The sequence below is a fragment of the Paenibacillus sp. PastF-3 genome, from assembly GCF_029893135.1.
In the GTDB taxonomy this organism is placed as follows: domain Bacteria; phylum Bacillota; class Bacilli; order Paenibacillales; family Paenibacillaceae; genus Paenibacillus_AQ; species Paenibacillus_AQ nitricinens.
Genome location: NZ_JARXWM010000007.1, coordinates 96,220 through 110,472, shown reverse-complemented (window position 1 = coordinate 110,472; position 14,253 = coordinate 96,220). Strand labels below are relative to the sequence as shown.

Here is a 14,253-nt window from a genome sequence, read left to right as displayed (position 1 = left end):
TATCCCCCTTTTTTATGACGCTTGAAGCTACTCCATTTGAATGCAGCTATTCAGAGGTTTATAATACGAGTGGGCACAACATTCTGAAATAACTAATGGAGGTTTACACATATGCGTAATTTTGATTTTTATAATCCTACCAAGTTGATCTTTGGACAGGGTACGCTGGAAGCGTTGAAGACTGAGGTTCCTAAGTACGGTAAGAATGTATTGTTGATGTACGGTGGCGGTAGTATCAAGCGTAGCGGACTGTACGATAAAGTAATGGCTGAGTTGAGCGCAATAGATACTGTGGTCACTGAACTCTCGGGCGTAGAGCCTAATCCACGCCTTTCCACCGTACATAAAGGTGTAGAGCTGTGTCACGAGCATAATATCGACCTCATCCTTGCTGTAGGCGGCGGTAGCGTATTGGACTGCGCTAAAGCAGTTGCTGTTGGGGCGAAATATGAAGGTGACATGTGGGACTTTGTTGAACGTAAGGCAGCTGCTCAAGATGCTCTCCCACTCGGTACAGTGCTGACGATGGCAGCTACAGGATCAGAAATGAACAGCGGCTCTGTAATCACTAACGAGGTGACCAAGGAAAAAATGGGCTGGGGCAGTATTCATGCATTCCCGGCATTTTCGATTCTTGACCCAGAGAATACCTTCACTCTGCCGCGTGATCAGACGGTCTACGGCATGGTGGATATCATGTCTCATGTTCTGGAGCACTATTTCCATAACGACACCAACACACCGGTACAAGACGGCTTTTGTGAGACTTTGCTACGTACGGTGATCGAAACCGCACCGAAGCTTATTGAAGATTTGAATAATTACGAACTGCGTGAGACGATCATGTACTGCGGAACAATGGCGCTTAACGGTATGGTTAGCATGGGTTTTGCAGGAGATTGGGCGACTCACAATATCGAGCACGCAGTATCAGCAGTATACGACATTCCACACGGTGGAGGACTGGCCATTCTGTTCCCGCAATGGATGAAATATAATATCGATACGGATCCTGCCCGTTTCCGCAAGCTTGCTGTAAACGTGTTTGGAATTGATCCTACTGGCAAGAACGATAAGGAAATAGGGCTGGAAGGAATTGCAGCGCTACGTAGCTTCTGGGATTCCATTGGTGCACCGAAGACACTCGCAGATTATGATATTGATGACAGCGAGATCGGCAGTATGGCTGATAAGGCGGTTCGTTTCGGACCGTTTGGTAATTTCCGCAAGCTTGACCGTGAGGATGTAGTAGAAATTTATAAAATGGCTCTGTAAGTAGATTCATCTACGAAAAAGACTATCAGTCTTTATTCTAGAAGACGTACTTGAAAGTCAAGGAAGCGATTCTCCTGTTATGGATGAATCGCTTCTTTGCGTTTATGCTCTACTGTGGATTTCTCCTCGACATCGTCCCCGATCTCCGCTGCTGCTGACCGCATTTTTCGTACGTTTATCCTCAGAATGGAACTTTTATGGGTGAATATCCAAAGTTTGTGAAACCAATGACCTACTTTATTCGTTTAAACTAATATGACAGTCCTGAATGAAGACAGGAGGAAGTAAATATGCAAACGCTGTATTTAGGCTGCTTGGCGCTAGGCGTCATATTTGCCATAGTCAGCGTCCTGGTGGGTGATGTGATCGGAGATGCTTTGCATGGAGTCTTTGATTTCGTATCCGTAGATTTTCTGAATCCCACCGTACTGGCAGGAGGAATAACCGTGTTCGGCGGAGCGGGCATTCTTCTAACCCGGTACAGCGCTCTGGAAGCTGGGGCGATCATTGCTTTGTCTTTGTTAGCCGCCGCTTTTTTGGGAGTACTTATGTATCTAGGGGTGGTTAAGCCCATGGAAAAAAGCGAAATGTCCAATGGTTTCTCAATGAGTGATCTGCCTGGCAAGATCGGGGAAATCACAATTCCTGTTCCCGCCACGGGTTATGGTGAGATTATGGTAAAGTTTGGCGCAGGCAATAGCCTGCATACGGCAGCAAGCTTTGATCATGAGCTGCTTCCGGCAGGGATCAAAGTTGTTGTAGTGGAGGTTAGAGAAGGCGTTGCATTGGTGTCAGAATTCGAAAAGAGAAGAGGAGTGGATCTTTAATGTTCGGTATTCCTGAGTACTTGTTAGTCCCTGCTGTTGTTGTTGCTGTTTTGTTTGTGCTAGGTATCGCATTCTGGGCACGTTACAAAACTGTTGGACCAGATGAAGGGATGATCGTAACAGGTTCGTTTTTAGGTAAAAATCATATTTCTGACGATGGATCTGGACGTAAGATTAAAATTGTTCGTGGGGGCGGGGCCTTTATCCTCCCTATCTTTCAGAAGGCTGAATTTATGTCGCTTCTTTCTCATAAACTCGATGTGATGACCCCGGAAGTATATACCGAACAAGGGGTTCCGGTTATTGCTGACGGTGTAGCGATTATTAAAGTGGGCAGCTCGACTGAAGATGTGGCGACAGCTGCTGAGCAATTCATGGGCAAACCGATCGAAGCACTGAAAAGTGAGGCGCAAGAAGTTCTTGAGGGTCATCTGCGGGCCATTCTCGGTTCAATGACCGTTGAGGAAGTATATCGTAACCGTGACCGTTTTGCGCAAGAGGTTCAAGGCGTGGCGGCACGTGATCTTAAGAAAATGGGTCTGCAAATTGTTTCGTTTACCATCAAGGATGTGCGAGATAAACATGGATATCTTGATGCATTGGGTAAACCGCGAATCGCTGCGGTGAAGCGTGATGCAGAGATCGCTGAAGCAGAAGCAGTGCGGGATGCGAGAATTCAAAAGGCAAATGCTGAAGAGCAAGGGCAAAAAGCAGAACTGCTGCGGGATACGAATATCGCCGAAGCCTCTAAGGAAAACCAGCTTAAGGTGGCTGCGTTTAAACGGGATCAGGACACGGCGAAAGCGGAAGCCGATCAGGCTTACCATATTCAAGAGGCACGTGCGAAGCAGACCGTTGTTGAAGAGCAAATGAAGGTTGAGCTGGTACGTAAGGAACGTGAAATCGATCTACAGGCTAAAGAAATTCAAGTTCGTGAGAAGCAGTACGATGCTGAAGTGAAGAAAAAAGCGGAAGCGGATCGTTACGCAGTAGAGCAAGCAGCGGAAGCCGATAAGGCGAAGAGAATGCGCGAAGCGGATGCCTTGCAATACAGTATCGAGACGCAAGCTAAGGCTACAGCGGAGCAGAAGCGCCTTGAAGGTCAAGCGATGGCGGATGCAGAGCTGGCTAAAGGTACAGCGGATGCTGAAGTTATCCGGTTGCGTGGTCTAGCGGAAGCGGAAGCCAAAGAGAAGCTGGCGGAAGCGTTCCAGAAGTTCGGGGAAGCCGCTGTGCTGGATATTATCGTCAAAATGCTGCCTGATTTGGCTGGCCAAATCGCGAAGCCGCTGGCATCTATTGATAAGCTTACTGTTGTAGATACCGGTAATGGTGAAGGTGCAGCACGTGTCAGCAATTATGTAACACAGTTGATGTCTACGGCTCCTGAGATGCTGAAGAGTGTCTCTGGAATTGACGTAGAGGCCATGATCAAAGGGCTGACGACTAGATCCTCAGGGTCAACTGGAAGCAAGGCTGTTCCAGTCGCAACGGCAGCTTCCCTGCCAACTCCAGCAGCATCTGTTGTATCGAGCAAAGCTTCAACTTCTGTGGCTGAGCAACCTGAAGAATAGTTAAAGCAATAACTACTAGAATGATTTAACTTAAGGTAAGCTCGGTGATTGCTACCGGGCTTACTCTAGGTTTCTAGGTCTTAGTTATAGAATGGGAGAGGTGCGCGAGCGTGCAACTAATTTTAGACCATATCCATAAAAGCTTCGATGGTAAACAGGTGATTAAAGATGCAGATTTCACCTTTGAAAGAGGGAAGATCTATGGGCTACTCGGACGGAATGGAGCAGGTAAAACCACACTTTTCAATTGCCTAAGTGGTGAGATTCCAATGGATAGCGGGGCTGCCTTTATTGGTGAGAAGGATAGTACCCGTCCGCTTCGTGACGAGGACATCGGATATGTATTTTCCCTACCCATTTTGCCTGAGTTTCTGACAGGTTATGAGTTCGTTAAGTTTTATATGGACATTAACCGTGAGAAGATCGATCCGGATAAAAGCATTGAAGATTATTTTTCCATTATTAAGTTTGAGGAAGAAGATCGACACCGGCTGATTAAGGGTTATTCCCACGGGATGAAGAATAAAATCCAAATGCTCTGCTTTATCATTACTCGCCCGCCTTTGATTTTGCTAGATGAGCCTTTAACTTCTTTTGATGTGGTTGTGGCTCTTGAGATCAAGAAATTGCTGCGTGAGATGAAGCAGGATCACATCATTATTTTTTCTACGCATATTTTACAATTAGCCGCCGATTTATGTGACGAGTTGGTTATTCTAAATCATGGAACCCTTCAAGAAATTCCGCGTGAGACTCTGCAAAGTCCAGAATTTGAGGAGCAAATTATAGCTTTACTTCAGGATGGCAACAATGATTAGTACACTTCGCAGCATTCAGAGGATTAGAGGTTCGTCCGGAGCCAATCGGCTGATTTACTATTTCAAGATGCTACCTGTTCTTGGCAAACTTTTAAATGGGGATATTTATTCTAACATTGCACTAAAACAACTCTTCGCTGGGATAGTACTTGCATTGAAGGTGGTGTGGGGGTTTTTAGGCAAGTTTGCCTATTTGGGAATTGTGATCTATTTGCCAATTGTCCTCACACACAAAGAATTGCCGCTCGCCGAACAGTATGCTTTGTTCTTACATATTTTTATAATTCTTAGCTTTATTGTGGCTGCGGTTTCGAATGTGTTTATATTAGAGCCCAAACGGGATAAATATATATGTGTGAAGCTGATGAGAATTCAGGCTAAACAGTATATGCATGCTACACTTTTGCTTAAAGGGCTAACGTTCTTTTTATATTTTATTCCGGCATTAACCGTGTTTGCGGGCATTTTTGGGGCCCCGTTGTGGCATGGCGTATGGCTTGCACTACTGTTAACGGCTTGGAGAATAGTCACCGAGGCGCTGAATCTTTGGTTTTTTGACAAAAAAGGAATTGTGTTAGTTAAAAAGATGAGCTGGGTATGGTCGGTGATTGGACTAGGTGCTCTATTTGCCTATATGCCCCTTTATCTCGGATATGCTTTCGTAAATGATGCGACAGGATTTAGTGTCCCAGTGAGTCTTGTGATCGTTGTAATTGGAGGAATTGCAGCTGTGTATATTGGAAAATATCCTAACTACCGCAGCGCTGTAGACGTCGTTACCAAGATAGATGATCCACTGCTGGATATGAACCGGATGATGAAAGAAGCAAGGGTAGCAGATGTTCAGACCAAGGAGAAGGACTTTTCGTTGGAAGAACTTAAGGGGAAAGCTTTTCAAGGAAAAAAAGGTTACGCCTACCTGAATGCTATTTTTTTCTCCAGACATAAACGCTTGTTAATTCAACCCATCCAGAGACGCTTAATTATCATTGGTGTGCTCTTTATAGCGGCTGTTCTAATCATACTCATTTCGCCGGAGACTTCGTCTAAGTATACGACTTATCTGCTTGGTGGACTTCCCTTTTTTGTATTTATTATGAACTATACCTCTATAGGTGAGCGAGTGTGCAAAGCGATGTTTTATAATTGCGATCAAAGCTTATTACGCTATGGATTTTATCGTGAACAAGCTGCGATTCTGGACAACTTCAAGATTCGTCTTATTAAATTGAGTGGCTTTAACCTTATTCCTGCTTTGGTTATATGTTTAGCATGTACTCTGCTGTTTCTATTCTCGGGTGAGGATTGGGGGTTGAGGGATGCGTTGATTTTTTGGGTGACGATTCTGTGTCTTTCCTTGTTCTTCTCCGTGCATCACTTGTTCATGTATTATATTTTTCAACCATACAGCACGGAGCTCAATATGAAGAATCCATTCTTTTTTATCGTCAATAGCGTTGTATTAGGACTAAGCGTGGCTTCTATCGGATTCCCAAAAGGATCGTCAATTTTTACACTAGTTGTTCTTGTGGGAACGATTGCTTATATGGTTATTGCCCTCACATTGGTATATAAGTTCTCCAGCAGAACTTTCCGGGTAAAATAGAACGCGGGTATCCTTCTAATATCGGAATGTTGATGATATGATGGTAACGAGAGTTTTTTAATCGTACCGTTTCATGTTGCGTTTGCTGCTTGGAAGTCAGGTGTTTAGAGATAAAAGAGGTGGCAATAATGAGTAGCATAACTGTAGCAAAGGTGTTAAATAACAACGTTATCATTGCGGACCATCCCCAATATTCCGAGGTTGTAGTGATTGGCAAAGGGATAGGGTTTAATCGAAAATTGCATGATCGGATTAACCTATCCGCTGTGGAGAAGATGTTTATTCTGCGCAGCCAGGAAGAACAGGAACAATATAAACAGCTTCTTCCCCAAGTGGATGAGAAGTTGATTGAGATTGTACATGAAATTTTGTTATATATTATGCAAAGCAGTAGTCAACCACTTAATGAGCATGTTCATATTGCTCTCACTGATCATATCTCATTTGCTATTCGGCGTTATGAACAACATATCCCAATTCACAATCCATTTCTGTATGAGACTAAAGAGATTTATCCTGAAGAGTACAAGATGGCAGAGTATGCGATTGAGCGGATTAATGAAGGTATGGATGTGGAATTGCCTGTAGATGAGGTAGGCTTTGTGGCACTTCATATCGTTAGTGCGTTGAGCAACAGACAAATTTCTGAGGTTAGACAACATTCTCTTTTGATTGGGGATCTGATCGGAATCGTAGAGAATAACCTTGAATATCGAATTCCACGTGATTCACTTGATTATTCACGATTGGTGACTCATTTACGTTTTGTTCTAGAAAGACTGCGCCGTGGAGAATCGGTAAGGGAGACTTCAACGCTGGATAGTCTTATGAAACGAGAATATCCCGAAATGTATTCCTTGGCTTGGCAATTAACTAAGATTATCGAGAATCGAGTGCACATTCCTGTATATCCAGCTGAGGTCAGCTATTTGACCGTTCACCTGCAACGTCTTGCCCAGAAGAAAGAAGACGAATTGGGTATGGAGACGAATGGTAAGCCGTAAAAAAAGCTTGTCACTTCAAAAAAACGGTGCTACAATATCGGTGTCCTAATTAAAACAGAATACCAAGCGTGTAACTGATTCGATCAGGCATGAGTGATTTACAGTATTTTGGTTGCTAGTCCCCATCTTGGGGTAATCTAACCTTAGCGTTAGATAACAACCTTTATACTGTGTTGCTCATGCCTTTTTTGGCATCTGTTTTACTGAAAAGTGAATAATGAAAGGAAGTGACTTGATGTTTAAAAAGATGTTTGGCGTTTTACAAAGAGTTGGTAAAGCGCTAATGCTTCCAGTTGCCATACTGCCAGCAGCTGGTTTGCTGCTTGGAATAGGAAACATGCTGGTAAACCCCGATTTTCTACAGTACGTTCCGGCACTGGAGAATGATGTCGTTCAGGCGATAGCTAACGTATTGATGAACTCAGGGCAAATTGTATTTGATAATCTATCCTTACTATTTGCCGTGGGTGTTGCGATTGGTTTAGCCGGAGGTGAAGGTGTTGCTGGTCTAGCCGCAATTATCGGTTTCCTCGTAATGAATGTTACGATGGGTACTGTAATTGGCGTCAATGATTATGTCCTGAGCCAAGGCGATTTTTCTTATGCTAGCGTCTTAGGTATTCCAACACTGCAGACAGGGGTGTTTGGTGGTATACTCGTCGGTATATTGGCATCGTCCATGTACAAACGATTCTTCAAAATTGAGCTTCCATCCTATTTGGGCTTCTTCGCAGGTAAACGTTTCGTTCCAATCATGACTGCGGTTACGTCTTTGCTTCTCGGTCTGGCATTGACCTTAGTTTGGCCGCCAATTCAGCACGGTCTGAACTTTGTATCACAAAGTATGATTGATACGAATAAAACGCTCGCAGCGTTTATCTTCGGAACCATCGAACGCTCGCTGATTCCTTTTGGTCTGCATCACATCTTCTATTCTCCATTCTGGTATGAATTTGGTACCTACGTAGATAAAGCTGGAGAATTGGTACGAGGTGACCAACGGATCTTCATGCAGCAGCTTCGTGATGGCGTTGAATTCACAGCAGGAACATTTACAACAGGTAAGTATCCTTTCATGATGTTCGGTCTTCCAGCAGCTGCTTTGGCCATCTATCATGAAGCTAAACCTCATAATAAAAAAATCGTCGGAAGTTTGATGATTTCCGCAGCATTGACTTCGTTCTTGACAGGGATTACTGAACCACTCGAATTCTCATTCCTGTTCGTAGCTCCATTGCTGTTCGCAGTACATGCTGTGTTTGCAGGTCTGTCCTTTATGACCATGCATATCCTTAATGTTAAGATTGGTATGACCTTCTCTGGAGGTTTTATCGATTACGTACTCTTTGGTATCATTCCGAACCGTACGGCTTGGTGGCTCGTAATTCCAGTAGGTCTTGCTCTTGCATTGATTTACTATTTCGGGTTCCGCTTTGTTATTCGCAAGTTCAATCTGATGACACCGGGGCGTGAAGAAGATACGGATGAAGCTGATGATACAGATGCAGAATCAGTTTCTAAAACTGGTGATGATCTGCCTCGAAACATTTTATCTGCGTTGGGTGGTAAAGAGAACATCGCTCATCTGGATGCTTGTATTACCCGCCTTCGTGTGGAAGTTAAAGATAAATCAGGTGTGGATAAGAATCGTCTGAAGAAGCTTGGTGCATCAGGTGTGCTTGAGGTGGGTAATAATGTCCAAGCGATCTTCGGTACACGTTCCGATACAATAAAATCGCAGATTCAAGATGTAATTAATGGGAAGACACCTGCAGCAACGCCGGTAACGGCTGCACCTAAGCCTGAAGAAGAACAGCAGGCGGGTGAAACTGGTGAAGCGATTATCAAAGAAGATATCGTCTCTCCGGTAAATGGTGAATTAGTGGATATCACTGAGGTTCCAGACGCAGTGTTCTCCCAAAAAATGACGGGTGACGGTTTTGCTTTCCTATCTGATGATGGAAAGATTGCTTCACCGGTTTACGGTAAAGTGTTTAATGTGTTCCCGAGCAAGCATGCGATCGGCATTATGTCCGATGGGGGTAAGGAAGTGCTCGTTCATATAGGGGTTAATACAGTTAAGCTTAAAGGTCAAGGCTTTACTGTTCTAGTTGAAGAGGGCGACCTTGTAGCTGCTGGACAGCCGATCATGGAAGTGGATTTAGAATATGTAAAAGCACATGCACCTTCAGTAATGTCTCCTGTTATTTTCTCCAATTTGCCAGAAGGCTCTTCCGTAACCTTGAAGAAGCCAGGTAAGGTATCTATTGGCGATAAGGATATTATTACCATTCAGTAAAAGTGCAAGGGTGGAAGCTTCCTTTAAACATTAAAGGGAGCGAAGCCTTCACTATAAATTAAAAAATACTCTATTAAAAGAAAGCGAGTTGGATAATATTATGCAAACAACATTCAGAATTATCGATGAAGATGGAATTCACGCACGTCCGGCAACTGCCTTGGTAAATACAGCTACGAAATTCAAAGGTACGGAAGCTTATGCAGAAGCAAAAGGCAAAAAAGTTACATTGAAATCTATCCTTGGCGTATTGTCATTGGGTCTGGAAGCTGGAGACACGTTGTCTCTGATTACTGAAGGCAGCGAAGAAGCTGAAGCTCTGAGCGCACTTTCTGATGTAATGATTAAAGAAGGGCTAGGGGAAATCCATGAATAAAATTTCAGGAATCGCGGCTTCAGCAGGGATTGCAGTAGCCCGTGCTTTTATCCTGAAACATCCGGATTATACAATTACAAAGACTAGTATCAGTGATCCTGAAGCAGAAGTCGCCAAGTTGAATGACGCACTTGCTAAATCAAGTGCTGAACTGCAAACCATTAAAGAGCGTACTTTAGCAGAACTAGGAGAGAAGAAAGCAGAGATTTTTGCATCCCATCTGCTGATTCTTGAGGACCCTGAGCTGATTAATCCCGTAATTGATAAAATTCGTCAGGAATCGGTTAACGCGGACTATGCACTAAACGAAGTAGCTACACAATTCATTGAAATGTTCGAAAACATGAAGAGTGCTTACTTACAAGAACGTGCAGCTGACATGCGTGATGTGACCAAACGCCTGCTGAACCACTTGCTGGGTATTCATTATGTTAGTCCTGCAGAAATCAATGAAGAGGTTATTGTTATCGCTGAGGATTTAACACCTTCTGACACAGCACAGCTAAATCGCAAGTATGTTAAAGGCTTCACAACAAACATTGGTGGACGTACGTCCCACTCAGCGATTATGGCACGCTCCTTGGAAATTCCAGCAGTTGTTGGAACTAAGAATGTCATGACAGAAGTGAATTCTGGGGATCTAGTGATTGTCGATGGTCTGAACGGAGACGTTCTTATTAATCCTAGTGAAGCAGAAGTGGCAGCGTACGTTCGCAAGCAGGAAGCTTACGACTTGCAAATTGCAGAGTGGAAGAAACTTCGTGATAAACCAACGATTTCTGCAGACGGTAAGCACGTGGAGCTGGCAGCTAATATCGGTACACCAAACGATGTCAATGGTGTAATTGAGAATGGTGGCGAAGGTGTAGGCTTGTATCGTACTGAGTTTCTATACATGGGCCGCGATAAGTTGCCTTCTGAGGAAATTCAATATAACGCCTATCGTACTGTGCTTGAGAATATGAAAGGCAAACCGGTAGTTGTACGTACACTTGATATCGGTGGCGACAAAGAACTTCCGTATCTGGATCTACCAAAGGAAATGAATCCTTTCTTAGGATTCCGTGCAATTCGTCTTTGTCTGGATCGTCAGGATATTTTCCGTACGCAACTGCGTGCTTTACTGAGAGCAAGTGTTCATGGGGATCTTCGCATTATGTTCCCTATGATCGCAACACTTGGTGAATTCCGTGCAGCCCGTGATCTTCTGCTTGAAGAGAAAGCGAAGCTTCGTGAAGAAGGCAAGGAAGTGTCTGACAACATTCAGCTTGGCATTATGGTTGAAATTCCTTCCACTGCTGTATTGGCTGACCAGTTTGCAAAGGAAGTTGATTTCTTCAGTATTGGTACGAATGACCTTATTCAATATACAATGGCTGCTGACCGTATGAATGAACGGGTGTCTTACCTGTATCAGCCATACAATCCGGCCATCCTGCGTCTGGTCAAAAATGTAATTGATGCAGCGCATGCAGAAGGTAAATGGACTGGAATGTGCGGTGAGATGGCTGGGGACGCAACAGCGATTCCACTCTTACTAGGTCTTGGCCTTGATGAATTCAGTATGAGTGCAACGTCAATTCTGCCAGCACGTAGTCAAATTTCTAAATTGTCGGCTGCCGACATGAAGGAACTGGCTGCAAAAGCACTGCAACTTGGCACTGCTGAAGAAGTAGCTGCACTTGTTCAAAGCATCACTAACTAACTATTTCCATATGCATTACTCCGTTAAACGTTTTATAACGTTCCAACTACTATTACCGACTTCCGATGTTTGGAAGTCGGTTTTTTTGTGTTTAAATCAATATTTTTATTTCTTGTGTTGGCTTATGTTCATGGGAGAGCGTTATACTCAATTTAGAATAACTAAATTCACTTTTTATTTGCTTTATTGTACAGATGTCTATGCCGATAGTAATAGTGATGAGTATAAAGTCGGTAAGGAACCCAAACCTGTAAATATGTCTTACATATAATAGTATGAATCCATAGAAAGTTTATACTCCTTTATCGGCTTGCAGAGCTGTGCAAGTATTAATATGATCTAAACTGGAAATATTTGGACTTATAAGCATCCCTATAAGTTAGGCAGGGAGCCATAGGATGGTGTTAACTCATGAGTAAAAATGTTATAAATACAGAATTAATGTTTGAGGTCTATGAAGGTAAAGACCTGGGCTTGACGTACTCGATGGAGTACAGTGTATTTAAAGTCTGGGCACCTACTGCTTTTGCGGTATCTCTAGTTTTGTACGAAACAGATGGAAATCAACGTAACATTGGATTTGATCTGAGCTCTGCAGATAGTGGGCGTATTATATATATGCAGCGTCAGAACGGCGGAGTCTGGCAGACTAAGTTATCAGGTGATTTAAAAGGGAAATATTATATGTACCGTGCTGTATTTGCTGATGGAAGTGTGACGGAAGCAGTAGATCCCTATGCAACAGCCGTATCGGCAAATGGTTTAAGAACAGCAATCGTTGATTTAAGTAGGACCCATCCTGAGCATTGGGAGAAGGATGTTGCTCCTCCATTGCAGCATCCTGCAGACGCGGTTATTTATGAGCTGCATGTGCGTGACTTCTCCTCACATGAGAGCTCTGGCATGTACAATAAGGGTAAATTTAAAGCATTTACAGAATTTGGATTAAAAGATTCGGAAGGAAATGCAATAGGTATGGATCATCTGGTCGAATTGGGTATCACCCATGTACATCTGATGCCTGTGTTTGATTTCCAGACTGTAGATGAGCTGAGTGTAATGAAGCGTGGTTCATCCATTGAACATAACGACTACAATTGGGGCTATGATCCTCAGCATTATAACGTACCGGAAGGATCGTATAGCACTGATCCTACCAATCCAGGGCTACGAATTCGGGAATTTAAAGAAATGGTTCAGGCACTGCATAGTCGTGGGATTTCAGTGATTATGGATGTGGTTTACAACCATACGTACGCTGTGGAGAAGGGCCCCTTTGAGCCGCTTGTACCAGATTACTTCTATCGCCGTGACTACTTGGGACGTTTATCTAATGGCTCGGGCGTGGGTAATGAGCTGGCTACAGAGCGTCCGATGGTACGCAAATATATTAAGGATTCTTTGTCCTACTGGGCTACGGAGTATCATATTGATGGCTTCAGATTTGATCTTATGGGTCTGATGGATAGTGTGACCATGCGTGAAATAACGGAAGAGCTTAGACTTGAGGTAAATCCTAATCTGCTGTTATATGGCGAACCTTGGACAGGAGGAGATTCTCCACTGGCAACAAAGACGCTAAAAGGTGTGCAGCGGGGAAAAGGATATGCTGTCTTCAACGATAACTTCCGTTCGGCGATCAAAGGTGATAGTGATGGATGGGGACGGGGCTTCATTACAGGGGAATACGGCAAAGAAGGGGCTGTTGCAGCCGGAATCAAAGGAGCCATCCACGAATTTACAGACTCTCCTGTGGAATCGGTGAACTATGTAACGGCCCATGATAATTTGAATTTATGGGATAAGGTGCTTACCGTACAAGGGGGATTTCAGGATGCTGCTTCACGGGCTAATCCTTACGTAAATGTAGATCTGGAGAATATTCTCAGCAATGAGACCGTGCGCCGATCCCTGCTTGCAAATGGAATCATCCTGAGCTCGCAAGGGATTCCATTCCTGCATGCCGGTGATGAACTCCTGCGCAGTAAATTTGGAGATCATAATAGCTATCGTAGCGGTGATACGATTAACGCGATCCGCTGGAATATGAAGAGTGTGTTTAATCCTGTATTTCAATATTATAAAGGCTTGATCGAACTGCGGCGTACACATCCGGCATTTCGTCTGCATGGTAGGCAGGAAATTGAGCGTTCGCTGGAATTTATGCGCTGTGATGGGGGGATCGTGTCGTACCTGCTTAGAAATCATGCAGGAGGCGATCTCTGGAACAATATAACAGTCATTTTTAATGCCAATAATGATCGAGTAAAGCTATCTCTTCCTGAAGCTAATAACGGTTGGAATGTGGTAGTGGATCATACCCGAGCAGGGACAGAAGCATTCCGAAGGGTTACAGGTAGCGAGGTGGAAATTGAAGGCTTGTCGATGATGGTGCTCTATGATGAATGTGGTGAGCCAGCCCCGAGATCTAAAATTATCGAAGTACACTATGAACGGCCAGATGGGAAATATCAAGGCTGGAATCTTTGGGTTTGGGATACAGGAATTCAGGATGGACAATGCGACTTTCGGTATATGGAGGATGGGCGTGCAGTTGCACGCATTGAGGTGTTGCCAGATACCAATTCTATCGGGTATATATTACGTCTTAATGACTGGGAAGAGAAAGATGGCGATGGCGATCGCTTTATTGATTGTTCCACGGATGACGAGCTGATCAAGGTGATGGTTATAGATCGTGATCAGGAGAATGATGGGATCTCAGATGATCATCTGCAGTTAACCAGTTAAAAGAATAAAAAAGAGCTG

The 14,253-nt window shown here is 43.8% G+C and carries 10 protein-coding genes; all 10 read left to right on the top strand.

The genetic code is table 11. From position 1 onward, the window contains the following. The first annotated feature begins 111 nt into the window (after nt 1-111). Nucleotides 112-1,275, top strand: a complete 1,164-nt coding sequence (locus M2444_RS15680) for an iron-containing alcohol dehydrogenase (RefSeq protein ID WP_280787411.1) — start codon at nt 112-114, stop codon at nt 1,273-1,275. 290 nt (nt 1,276-1,565) lie between these two features. Then, nucleotides 1,566-2,102: an NfeD family membrane protein gene (locus tag M2444_RS15675; protein ID WP_042186148.1), complete on the top strand. Its 537-nt coding sequence runs from the start codon at nt 1,566-1,568 to the stop codon at nt 2,100-2,102. Next, complete coding sequence (locus M2444_RS15670) at nt 2,102-3,676, top strand: flotillin family protein (RefSeq protein WP_280787410.1); 1,575 nt, start codon at nt 2,102-2,104, stop codon at nt 3,674-3,676. Before M2444_RS15675 ends, M2444_RS15670 begins: the two co-directional genes overlap by 1 nt. A 110-nt stretch (nt 3,677-3,786) precedes the next feature. Continuing rightward, a complete protein-coding gene (locus tag M2444_RS15665) occupies nt 3,787-4,494 on the top strand; it encodes an ABC transporter ATP-binding protein (protein WP_094870604.1) in 708 nt (235 codons plus the stop codon). After that, nucleotides 4,487-6,100, top strand: a complete 1,614-nt coding sequence (locus M2444_RS15660) for a hypothetical protein (RefSeq protein WP_280787409.1) — start codon at nt 4,487-4,489, stop codon at nt 6,098-6,100. Before M2444_RS15665 ends, M2444_RS15660 begins: the two co-directional genes overlap by 8 nt. A 128-nt stretch (nt 6,101-6,228) precedes the next feature. After that, on the top strand, nt 6,229-7,104 hold the full coding sequence (gene glcT / locus M2444_RS15655) for a glucose PTS transporter transcription antiterminator GlcT (protein ID WP_094870606.1): 876 nt from the start codon (nt 6,229-6,231) through the stop codon (nt 7,102-7,104). 235 nt (nt 7,105-7,339) lie between these two features. Beyond that, the gene (gene ptsG, locus M2444_RS15650) at nt 7,340-9,403 is read left to right on the top strand and encodes a glucose-specific PTS transporter subunit IIBC (RefSeq protein WP_094870607.1); all 2,064 of its coding nucleotides are present in this window, start codon (nt 7,340-7,342) and stop codon (nt 9,401-9,403) included. A 100-nt stretch (nt 9,404-9,503) separates the two neighbouring features. After that, nucleotides 9,504-9,779, top strand: a complete 276-nt coding sequence (locus tag M2444_RS15645) for an HPr family phosphocarrier protein (RefSeq protein ID WP_042131974.1) — start codon at nt 9,504-9,506, stop codon at nt 9,777-9,779. Continuing rightward, nucleotides 9,772-11,484, top strand: coding sequence for a phosphoenolpyruvate--protein phosphotransferase (gene ptsP / locus M2444_RS15640; RefSeq protein WP_094870608.1), 1,713 nt, complete (start codon nt 9,772-9,774; stop codon nt 11,482-11,484). The genes M2444_RS15645 and ptsP overlap by 8 nt, the downstream gene beginning before the upstream one ends. A 411-nt stretch (nt 11,485-11,895) precedes the next feature. Next, nucleotides 11,896-14,235, top strand: coding sequence for a type I pullulanase (pulA, locus tag M2444_RS15635; RefSeq protein WP_280787408.1), 2,340 nt, complete (start codon nt 11,896-11,898; stop codon nt 14,233-14,235). Nucleotides 14,236-14,253 lie beyond the last annotated feature (18 nt).

Excerpts from the sequence above, each read along its gene's own strand:
- M2444_RS15670 (WP_280787410.1), top strand. The coding sequence starts at position 2,102 with ATGTTCGGTATTCCTGAGTACTTGTTAGTCCCTGCTGTTGTTGTTGCT.
- M2444_RS15660 (WP_280787409.1), top strand. The coding sequence starts at position 4,487 with ATGATTAGTACACTTCGCAGCATTCAGAGGATTAGAGGTTCGTCCGGA.
- ptsP (WP_094870608.1), top strand. The coding sequence starts at position 9,772 with ATGAATAAAATTTCAGGAATCGCGGCTTCAGCAGGGATTGCAGTAGCC.
- M2444_RS15675 (WP_042186148.1), top strand. The coding sequence starts at position 1,566 with ATGCAAACGCTGTATTTAGGCTGCTTGGCGCTAGGCGTCATATTTGCC.
- M2444_RS15680 (WP_280787411.1), top strand. The coding sequence starts at position 112 with ATGCGTAATTTTGATTTTTATAATCCTACCAAGTTGATCTTTGGACAG.
- pulA (WP_280787408.1), top strand. The coding sequence starts at position 11,896 with ATGAGTAAAAATGTTATAAATACAGAATTAATGTTTGAGGTCTATGAA.
- M2444_RS15645 (WP_042131974.1), top strand. The coding sequence starts at position 9,504 with ATGCAAACAACATTCAGAATTATCGATGAAGATGGAATTCACGCACGT.
- ptsG (WP_094870607.1), top strand. The coding sequence starts at position 7,340 with ATGTTTAAAAAGATGTTTGGCGTTTTACAAAGAGTTGGTAAAGCGCTA.
- glcT (WP_094870606.1), top strand. The coding sequence starts at position 6,229 with ATGAGTAGCATAACTGTAGCAAAGGTGTTAAATAACAACGTTATCATT.